The organism is Actinocrinis sp. (assembly GCF_035650855.1).
GTDB lineage: Bacteria > Actinomycetota > Actinomycetes > Streptomycetales > Catenulisporaceae > Actinocrinis.
The window spans coordinates 1-9234 of record NZ_DASRGV010000301.1; the positions used below are offsets into that span (position 1 = coordinate 1).

General features: G+C 70.4%; 8 protein-coding genes and 1 pseudogene. 6 read left to right on the forward strand and 3 right to left on the reverse strand.

Going from position 1 to position 9234, the window contains the following annotated elements; all coding sequences use genetic code 11:
- The coding region (locus VFB40_RS21465) for an LUD domain-containing protein (protein WP_349261581.1) at nucleotides 1–114 on the forward strand (114 nt) is incomplete at its 5' end.
- 1 nt (nucleotide 115) lies between these two features.
- On the opposite strand, the gene VFB40_RS21470 is transcribed toward VFB40_RS21465, so the two are convergent.
- Complete coding sequence (locus tag VFB40_RS21470; protein ID WP_349261582.1) at nucleotides 116–1144, reverse strand: LacI family DNA-binding transcriptional regulator; 1029 nt, start codon at nucleotides 1142–1144, stop codon at nucleotides 116–118.
- Between the two features lie 126 nt (nucleotides 1145–1270).
- Between VFB40_RS21470 and VFB40_RS21475 the strand changes: the two genes are divergently transcribed.
- Entirely contained in the window at nucleotides 1271–3040 is a 1770-nt protein-coding gene (locus VFB40_RS21475; RefSeq protein ID WP_324853438.1) for a cellulase family glycosylhydrolase, read from the forward strand.
- A 68-nt stretch (nucleotides 3041–3108) separates the two neighbouring features.
- On the opposite strand, the gene VFB40_RS21480 is transcribed toward VFB40_RS21475, so the two are convergent.
- Nucleotides 3109–4056: a helix-turn-helix domain-containing protein gene (locus tag VFB40_RS21480; RefSeq protein ID WP_324853440.1), complete on the reverse strand. Its 948-nt coding sequence runs from the start codon at nucleotides 4054–4056 to the stop codon at nucleotides 3109–3111.
- A 133-nt stretch (nucleotides 4057–4189) separates the two neighbouring features.
- On the opposite strand from VFB40_RS21480, the gene VFB40_RS21485 reads away from it, so the two are divergent.
- Genes VFB40_RS21485 through VFB40_RS21495 form a run of 3 tightly spaced genes read left to right on the forward strand, consistent with a single transcriptional unit; the run spans nucleotide 4190 to nucleotide 6393 of the window.
- Complete coding sequence (locus VFB40_RS21485) at nucleotides 4190–5206, forward strand: zinc-dependent alcohol dehydrogenase family protein (protein ID WP_324853442.1); 1017 nt, start codon at nucleotides 4190–4192, stop codon at nucleotides 5204–5206.
- Between the two features lie 24 nt (nucleotides 5207–5230).
- On the forward strand, nucleotides 5231–5629 hold the full coding sequence (locus VFB40_RS21490) for a (R)-mandelonitrile lyase (RefSeq protein WP_324853444.1): 399 nt from the start codon (nucleotides 5231–5233) through the stop codon (nucleotides 5627–5629).
- Nucleotides 5626–6393 (forward strand): SDR family NAD(P)-dependent oxidoreductase, encoded by a 768-nt coding sequence (locus tag VFB40_RS21495; protein ID WP_324853446.1) that lies wholly within the window; start codon nucleotides 5626–5628, stop codon nucleotides 6391–6393. The genes VFB40_RS21490 and VFB40_RS21495 overlap by 4 nt, the downstream gene beginning before the upstream one ends.
- A 7-nt stretch (nucleotides 6394–6400) precedes the next feature.
- Here VFB40_RS21495 and VFB40_RS21500 read toward each other — a convergent pair whose 3' ends face one another.
- The gene (locus VFB40_RS21500; RefSeq protein WP_324853448.1) at nucleotides 6401–7180 is read right to left on the reverse strand and encodes a maleylpyruvate isomerase family mycothiol-dependent enzyme; all 780 of its coding nucleotides are present in this window, start codon (nucleotides 7178–7180) and stop codon (nucleotides 6401–6403) included.
- 144 nt (nucleotides 7181–7324) lie between these two features.
- Between VFB40_RS21500 and VFB40_RS21510 the strand changes: the two are divergent.
- Nucleotides 7325–9234 (forward strand): annotated as a pseudogene (locus VFB40_RS21510) (ATP-binding protein); the annotation flags it as partial.

Sequence of the window (9234 nt, forward strand, 5' to 3'; positions counted from 1 at the left end):
CGCCCCCAAACCTGGATCTCAGGACCCTCCGCCACCAGCGACATCGAACTGAGCCGCGTCGAAGGCGTCCACGGCCCCCGCCACCTCGACGTCATCATCGTCAGCGAGCACTGAGTCAGTGCTTCGGCGGCGCCGTGCTCGACCGCACGGTCAGGGTCGTGGCGATCTCCAGCCCGATCTGCGGCGCCTGCTCGCCCCGGCCGAGCGCCAGGGCCAGCTCGGTCGCCGCCACCGCCATCTCGGTCAGCGGCTGGTGCACGGTCGTCAGCGGCGGGTCGGCCCACGCGACCACCGGCAGGTCGTCGAACCCGACCACGCTGAGATCCTCGGGGATGCGCAGCCCGGCGTCACGAGCCGCCTGATAGGCCCCCACCGCTTGCAGGTCGTTCGACGCGAAGATCGCCGTCGGCCGCTCCGGCAGGGCCAACAGCGTCCGCGCCGCCGAGCAGCCGCCCTCGCGGGTCAGGTCGGCGTGTACGACGAACTGTGATTCGGACGGCAGGCCGGCGGCAGCGAGCGCGGAGCGGTAGCCGTCGAGCCGCGCCGCGCAGAACAGCACGTGTTCCGGCCCTGCGATCATCGCGATGCGCCGGTGGCCCAGCTCGATCAGATGCCTGGCCGCCGCCCGGCCGCCAGACCAGTTGGTGGCGCCGACGAACGGCACGTCGTCCGGAAGTTCGGTGGTCGGATCGAAGACGACGAAAGGGATGCCCTTCGCCGTCAGCTCCGCGCGCTCGGCCGCCGAGAGCTGCGCCACCGACAGCACGCACTTCGGCCGCCGCGAGACCGTGTCGTCCCAGCCCGGCGCGGAATCGTGCAGCCCGAACTCGGAGACCATCACCCCGACCCGGTGCTTTCGCGCCGCACGCTCGACCCCGCGGATGATCTCCACCGCCCACATGCTCTCCAGCTCGCGGAATACGAGCTCGACGACGTTGCTGCGGTTCGACCCGGACGGCTTGCGGTACCCGTGCCGATTGATCAGCTCCTCGATCAGCGCGCGCTTCTCGGCGGAGACGCCTGACTTGCCGTTGAGCACCTTCGAGACGGTCGGCACCGAGACTCCGGCCGACTCCGCGATGTACGCGATCGTCACCGGCCGCGAGGAGTCGCCGGGAACCCGCTCCCGCCCCCGGTCGGCCACGTCGTCAGGTCCGTGCTGCGCCAAGATCGCCTCCCGGGCCGGTGGTATTCGATTGCGTTCGATGTTACGTTCTCCCGCGCGCCGAGCGAAAGTTTCCCACCACCACTGCCTTGGAAGGTGCGCTCGATGACGAGTCTCGCACGGTTCCTCCCCCGCGAACGCCGAGCATCGCGACACGCTGCGCGGTTCGCGGCGCTCGCCCTGACGATCGCGCTGCTTCCGGCGATGCCCGCCGTCTCCCACGCGGCGACCACTGCCACCACTGCGACCACCGACGGTCCGGTCCTCCCCGCGCCTTCGAACGCTGCGATGGACGCCGTGGCCGCGATGCAACCGAGCACGAACATCGGCAACACCCTGGACGCCATCCCGGACGAGACCTCGTGGGGCAACCCGCCGATCACCAAGGCGCTGTTCGACACCTACCGCGCGCATGGCTTTCACAGTGTTCGTATCCCCGTGACCTGGGACAATCACAGCTCGGTCACCGCCCCCTACACGATCGACCCAGCCTTCCTGGCCCGGGTCAAGCAGGTGGCCGACTGGGCGCTCTCCGACGGGCTGTACGTGGTGATCAACGTGCATCACGACTCGTGGGAGTGGATCTCCGCCATGACCACGGACCACGACAACGTCCTGGCCCGCTTCGACGCGCTGTGGACGCAGATCGCCGCCGAGTTCAAGGGCGAGCCGCGCAAGCTGCTGCTCGAGAGCGTCAACGAACCGCAGTTCAACAACGCCACCGACGCCCAGAAGGCGCAGTTCATGAACGAGCTCAACAGCTCGTTCGTCAACATCGTGCGCCAGTCGGGCAGCCGGAACGCGACCCGCCTGCTGGTGCTACCCACCTTGGGCGACACGCCGGATCAGACGTTGATGGACAACCTGTCCGCCGAGATGGCGGCGCTGAAGGACCCGAACCTGGTCGCCAGCGTGCATTACTACAGCTTCTGGCCGTTCAGCGTGAACATCGCCGGCTTCACCACGTTCAATGCCCAGACGCAGCAGGACCTGCTCGACACCTTCGGCAGGCTGTACAACACGTTTATCGCCAAGGGCATCCCCGTCTACATGGGCGAATGCGGCCTGCTGAACTACCCCGACTACACCAACCCGAACAACATCGTCGAGCCCGGCGAGGCGTTGAAGTACTTTGAGCTGCTCGGCTACGAGGCGCGGATCAACCACGTCACCACCGCGCTGTGGGACGCGGGCAACTACCTCAACCGCAATACCCTGCAATGGCGCGTCCCCACGCTGATCGACCAGATCAAGTCCGCCTGGCGCACCCGCTCCGGCACGGCGGCCTCCGACCTGCTTTTCGTGCCGAAGTCCGGTCCGATCACCGCCCAGACCGTCGCCCTGAACCTGAACGGCACCGAGTTCCGCTCGCTGCAGGTGAACGGCAAGGAGCTGCGCAAGGGCCGGGACTACGCCGTATCCGGGGACCAGCTCACCCTCACCGCTGCCACGCTCAGCTCGCTCGTCGGCGACCGGGCGTACGGCGTCGACGCGACCCTGGACGTCCGCTTCTCCAAGGGCGTTCCGTGGCAGATCCACGTGATCAGCAACGAGACCCCGGTGCTCGCCGCCGCCACCGGCACCACCAGCGCGTTCGCGATTCCGACCCAGTTCAACGGCGACGTGCTGGCGACCATGGAGGCCAAGTACGACGACGGGACCGACGCCGGGCCGGCCAGCTGGACCTCGTACCAGGAGTTCACGACCGCGTTCGCGCCCGACTACCCGAACAACGCGATCACCCTGACGCCCGCGTTCTTCGACTCGCTCACCGACGGCGCGCGCGTCACGCTCACTTTCCACTTCTGGAGCGGCGCCCTGGTGACCTACCACGTGACCAAGACCGGAACGACGGTCACCGGTACTACCAGCTGATCACGTCGCTCAGCCGGCCGGTCGGTTCGTTGGTCAGCTGGCCGGCCGGCTGAGCGATGCGCGCGGCGTCACTCTGCCGAGAGCGCCCGTACGGCAGCGGGCTCCGATCCCGATCCTGCTCCTGATCCCGTTTCGGCTCCCGATCCCAACCCCGCCTCCGCCTCCTGGGTCGCCGCCCAGGAGGCGAGCAGCCGCAGCGCCTGCTGCGAGGGCGAGCCCGGCTCGGCGGCGTACAGCGTCAAGGTGAGACCGGGCTCCTCGACCATCTCAAGACCCTCATAGGCGAGGGTCAGGTCGCCGACCACGTGGTGGTGGAACCGCTTGACCCCGCTGCCGTGGTGGCGGACATTGTGCGCTCCCCACCGCCTGCGGAACTCCTCGCTGAGCGTGGACAGCTCGCCGATCAGATCGTGCAGGTCCTTGTCGTGCGGATTGCGTCCGGCCTCGGTGCGCAGGATCGCCACGGTGATGTCGGCGGCCTGCTCCCAATCCGGGTAGAACCGGTACGCGGCGCGGTCGAGGAACTGGAACCTGGCCAGGTTCGGCGGCCGCTGCGGATCGGCGTAGACGTCGTGGTAGAAGGCGCGCGCCAGCCGGTTGCCGGCCAGCAGGTCGAGCCGGCCGTTGCGCACGAACGCGGGCCCCTCGCCGACCGCGTCCAGGATCCACTGCAGGCTCGGGCGCGCCTTCCACTGCTTCGCGGCGCGGCGGCGGGGCCGCTCAAGGGCGCCGCTGCCGTCCGCGGCCTTCGCCAGGTCGAACAGGTGGGCCCGCTCGGCGTCGTCCAGGTCCAGCGCGCGGGCGATCGCGTCCAGGACGCCGGCGGACACCCCGGCCAGGTTCCCGCGCTCCAGCTTCGAGTAGTACTCGATGCTCACGTCGGCCAGCGCGGCGACCTCGCTGCGGCGCAGCCCCGGTACGCGGCGGTTCGATCCGGCGGGCAGCCCGGCCTGCCGCGGGGTGATCTTGGCTCGCCGCGAGATCAGGAACTCGCGGACTTCGGCGCGATTGTCCACTCGATGACCGTACGCCGCCCGCGTCGCGTCAGGGATGCCCTGCCAGTACACCTTTCATCAGAGACTCCCTGTCCGGCGATGAAGCGGGTTTTCTGGGTAAGGATGGACCGCTCAAGACACATGGAGGACGAATATGCGCGGCGTCGTGATGCACGCACCTGGTGACGTGAGGGTCGAGGACCTCAAGGATCCGGCGATCACCGCCCCGACCGATGCGATCATCCGCCTTTCGGCGACTTGTGTATGCGGCTCGGACCTGTGGCCGTATCGCGGGTCCGATCAGGTGACCCGGCCCACCCCAATGGGCCATGAATACGCCGGCATCGTCGAGGCGGTCGGCGACGAGGTCGGGAACGTCAGGCCCGGCCAGTTCGTTGTCGGCTCGTTCTTCGCGTCGGACAACACCTGCGAGATCTGCCAGGCCGGATACCAGACCTCCTGCGTGCACCGCGAGCCGGTCCGCGGGGCGCAGGCGCAGTACATGCGCGTGCCGCTGGCCGACGGCACCCTCGTGGCCACGCCCGAGGTCCCCGACGCGGACCTGGTCCCCAGCTTCCTGGCCGCCTCCGACGTGCTGGGCACCGGCTGGTTCGCCGCGGTGGCCGCGCAGGCCGGCCCCGGTAAGACGGTCGCGGTCGTCGGCGACGGCGCGGTCGGGCTGCTCGGGGTGCTGGCCGCCCGGCAGCTCGGGGCCGAGCGGGTCATCGCGATGAGCCGGCACGAGTCCCGGCAGAAGCTCGCCCTCGAGTTCGGCGCCACCGACATCGTCACCGAGCGCGGCGACGAGGGCGTGGCGCGAATCAAGGAGCTGACCGGCGGGCTGGGCGCGCACTCGCTGATCGAGGCGGTCGGGACGCAGGAGTCGATGATGCAGGCCATCCGCTCCACCCGGGCGGGCGGGCACGTCGGCTACGTGGGCGTCTCCCACGACGTCGCCCTCGACGGCCAAGAGCTGTTCTTCTCCCACGTGCACCTGCACGGCGGGCCGGCCCCGGTACGCGCGTACCTGCCCGAGCTGATCGACCTGATCTCGAAGCGGTCCATCGAGCCGGGCAGGGTCTTCGACCTCGAAGTCCCGCTCGACGAGGCCGCCGAGGCGTACCGTGCCATGGACGAGCGCCGGGCCATCAAGGCCCTGCTGCGTCCGTGAGCCGCGACGAGAAGAGGGAAGTACATGGACGTCCTTAAGCGGCAGCCCACGGCGAAGGGGCCGGAGCAGTGGTTCACCGGTGACGTCTACTTCGACGTCATCGCCCGCGGCGAAGAGCCCTCGCGCGTACGCGTGAACACCGTCCGCTTCTCCCCCGGCGCGCGTACCGCCTGGCACTCGCACGCGATGGGCCAGACCTTGCACGTGACCGAGGGGATCGGCCTGGTTCAGGCCCGCGGCGGCGAGGTCGTCGTCATGAAGCCGGGCGACACCGTGTACACGCCGCCCGGCGAGTGGCACTGGCACGGCGCGGCGCCCGAGAATTTCATGACCCACCTCGCGATCTGGGAGGGTCCCGGACCCGACGCCGGCGAGGAGACCGCCTGGGGCGAGCACGTCACCGACGACGAATACGGATCATGACGCGCGTCTTCATCACCGGCTCCGTCGACGGGCTCGGCCGCGCCGCCGCCAGCACTCTGATCAAGGCCGGGCACGAGGTGGTGCTGCACGCCCGCAGCACCACCCGGGCCGGGGACTTCGGCGAGCTGGCGAAGCGCGCGGCCGCCGTTGTCGTCGGCGACCTTTCCAGCGCGCGCGAGACCCGCGAGGTCGCCGACCAGGTCAACGCTGTCGGACCGATGGACGCGGTCATCCACAACGCCGGCGTCTACACCAGCTCCAGCCGCATCGCCACCGCGGACGGACACGCGCAGACCCTCGCCGTCAACGTCCTCGCGCCGTACATACTCACCGCGTCCGTCAGCCGCCCGGCGCGGCTGGTCTACCTCAGCAGCGGCATGCACCGCAGCGGTGACGCCTCGCTGCGCGACCTCGACTGGACCGCGCGGCGCTGGAGCTGGATGCGGGCCTACTCGGACAGCAAACTGTTCGTCACCGCGCTTGCGCTCGCCGTCGCGCGCCGCTGGCCTGAGGTGTTCAGCAACGCGGTCGACCCCGGGTGGGTGCCGACGAAGATGGGCGGCCGCGGGGCGCCGGACGACCTCGAACTCGGTCACCGCACTCAGGAATGGCTCGCCACCAGCGAGGATCCCGACGCGAAGGTCAGCGGCGGCTATTGGTTCCACCAGCGCCGCCAGGCCCCGGCGCCGGCCGCCGCCGACGAGGACTTCCAGGACCGGCTGCTGGTTGAGCTCGCGCAGCTGACCGGAGTGCGTCTGTTTTAAGGGACGCTCACTCCGGCTCCCAGGCGAAGAGCCGTTCGAAGATGCGTCGGTCGCCGTCGAGTTTCAGGGAGTCCATCGGAAGGCGGCCGTACAGGAAAAGCACCAGGTCGCTGGCCGTGCCTTGGGCGGAGGCATAGGCAGCGGCCGGGTCGGCGGCGGTGCCGGGGTCGGCCAGGCGGGCGGCGCGGGCGCCGTCGGCGGAGAGCCAGAGCCGCCAGGAGCGGCCTTCGGTCGCGTGATAGTCCACGACGGCGGGTTCGTGCGGCCAGGGATCCGTCGTCGCGCAGCAGGTGAACTGGAAGTCCTCGACACCGTCGAGCGCCACCTCGTCCGGCAGCGGCTGCGCGGCGCCCGCGGTCAGCTGCGCGTCGTAGGTGTGCACCGCGACTTCCTGGAGCTGGTGCCGGGCGACGGCGCCGCAGGTCTTGGGCGACTGCGACGTACCCCACCACGTCCAGCAGCCGCGATCCGGCCCGGCCTGCCGCAACGCCTCCAGGAGCAGGTCCGTCGATTCGGCCAACCAGGCCAGCAAGGCCTCACGCTCCCGGGGCGCGGGCGCGGAATCCTGCGGTGCGGCTTTGGCCGCGGCATCGGGACCCGCGTCGACGGTGGCGGCCCAGGCGCGGCGACCCACCCCGATGTGCTGCGCCAAGTCGAACAGCGTCCAGTCGGGGCAGGTGGGCACCTGCGCGTCGAGGCTGGGCGCGGCGGCGACCGCGGCGCGGAAGGCGGTCGCGCGTTCGTCGATCAAGCGCAGCAGGTCGGGGAAGTCGAGAGTGTTTTGCACCCCGGTTGTCTATCACCCCGGGTCGCCGGAAAGCGATCCTTTTCGCGCCGACCGAGATCGTCGGCGCTGCGGCCTCGCGGCGGTGGATTCAACCGGGCGGCCAGCGCGCGGCGGCCGTCGCGGCCAACCGGCTAACCTGCTGCGGTGAGCGTTGAGCTGGTCCTCTTGCCGCGGGTGGCGTTCCGCGGGCGTGAGATCGCCGGGTCCCGGTTGGGCGGCCTGCTCGCGCTGCTCGCCGACGACCTGCGCGCGGGTTGCAGCACGACGCGGCTGGTTGAGGGGGTGTGGCCGGAGGAACAGCCGGAGCACCCGACGAGGGCGCTTCAGGTGCTCGTTTCCCGGGCGCGGGCGCAACTTGGCCCGGACGCCATTGCCAGCACTCCGGTCGGCTATCGGCTCACTCTGACGGACGAGCAGGTCGACGCTGCCGCGGTGCTGACGTACGCATCGGCCGCCGCGCGCTGCGCACAAGCCGGCGACCACGCGGGGAAGCCGGGTTCGATGACCCGCTGTCCGAGCTTCGCGCGGCGCGGGCTTCCACCTACGCGGCCCTGGTGCGTGCCCGCGCGCTAGCACTCTCCCAGCTCGGCCGGCACACCGAGGCCGCCGAGGTTCTCGCGGTCCTGATACGAGACCATCCGCGCGATGAGGAGGTCTTGGCGCAGCTGTTGCTGTGCGAGGCTGCGAGCGTTGGTCCCTCCGCGGCGCTGGTCAGGTACGACGCCTACCGGCGTGGGCTGCGCGAACAGTTGGGCAGCGACCCCGGTGCGGAATTGCAGCGAGTGCACCGGCAACTTCTGGAACGCGAAAGGCCGGCCGTCCGGCGCGGCATTCCGCATGAGCCCAATGCGCTGCTCGGCCGAGACGGCGACATCGCCGCGGTGATCGAGCTGCTGCACTCGTCCCGGGTCGTCTCGATCATCGGCCCCGGCGGCCTGGGCAAGACCAGACTGGCGAACGCCGTCGCCTCCCGAGCCCGGCAGCGCGTCGTCCACCTGGTGCCGCTCGCCGGGGTCACCGCCGACTGCGACGTCATCGACGAGGTCTCATCCGCTCTCGGCGCCGGCGAGCTCGGGCGCGCGCCGGTGGGCGCTCAGGCCGGCTCGACGGAGGCGGTCGCAGTCGCCGGCATCGTGGCCGCGCTCGGCCCCGGACCGGTGCTGCTGGTTCTGGACAACTGCGAGCACGTCATCCGCGGCGCCGCGCAGTTGGTGCGCGACCTGGTGGCGATGAGCCGGGATCTGCGCGTCCTGACGACCAGCCGATCGCCGCTCGGAATTTCGTCAGAGTCCGTATACCTGCTGCCCGAGCTGAACCTGGCGACCAGCGTGGAGCTGTTCCGGCAGCGGGCCAGCGCCGCCCGACCCGGGGCCGATCTGCCCGAAGAGACGGTGCGAGAGCTATGCGCCCGGCTTGACGGGCTGCCACTCGCGGTGGAGCTCGCGGCGGCTCGGGTGCGCGTGATGTCAGTAGCCGAAATCGCCCGGCGCCTGGACGACCGGTTCGCCCTGCTGCGCGGATCCGCGCGCGATGCCCCGGAGCGGCACCGCACCCTGCACGCGGTCATCGACTGGAGCTGGCACCTGCTCGCGCCGGACGGCCAGGCGGCGGTGCGCGCCTTGTCGGTCTTCCCTGGCGGCTTCACTGTCGACGCGGCGCAGTACCTGCTGGGCGGGGGCGACGCAGCCGGCCCAGACGACGCAGCCATCACAGACGACGTAGACGTACTGTCCGTCCTGGAGCAGTTGGTGGGCCAATCGCTGCTCCAAACGGTCGACGCCGCGTCAGGTACGCGTTTCCGGATGCTTGAATCCGTCCGCGAATACAGTGCGGCGCGCTGCCGGCAGGCCGGTGAGAGCGACCTGGTGGTGAGCCGGTTCCTCGCCTGGGCGCGCGATTTCGGCAAGGCGCACCATGAGTCGATCTTCGGCCCGGACATGGTCACCTCCGCGACGCGGGCCAGGGACGAGCAGGAGAATCTGCTGCTGGCGCTGCGGCTCGGGATCGAGCGCGAGGACGGCCTGGCTGTCGCGGCGGCGTACACGGTGCTCGGT

What these genes read in the sequence shown, in the direction of transcription:
- VFB40_RS21475 (WP_324853438.1), top strand. Translation starts at nt 1,271, where the DNA reads ATGACGAGTCTCGCACGGTTCCTCCCCCGCGAACGCCGAGCATCGCGA.
- VFB40_RS21485 (WP_324853442.1), top strand. Translation starts at nt 4,190, where the DNA reads ATGCGCGGCGTCGTGATGCACGCACCTGGTGACGTGAGGGTCGAGGAC.
- VFB40_RS21490 (WP_324853444.1), top strand. Translation starts at nt 5,231, where the DNA reads ATGGACGTCCTTAAGCGGCAGCCCACGGCGAAGGGGCCGGAGCAGTGG.
- VFB40_RS21495 (WP_324853446.1), top strand. Translation starts at nt 5,626, where the DNA reads ATGACGCGCGTCTTCATCACCGGCTCCGTCGACGGGCTCGGCCGCGCC.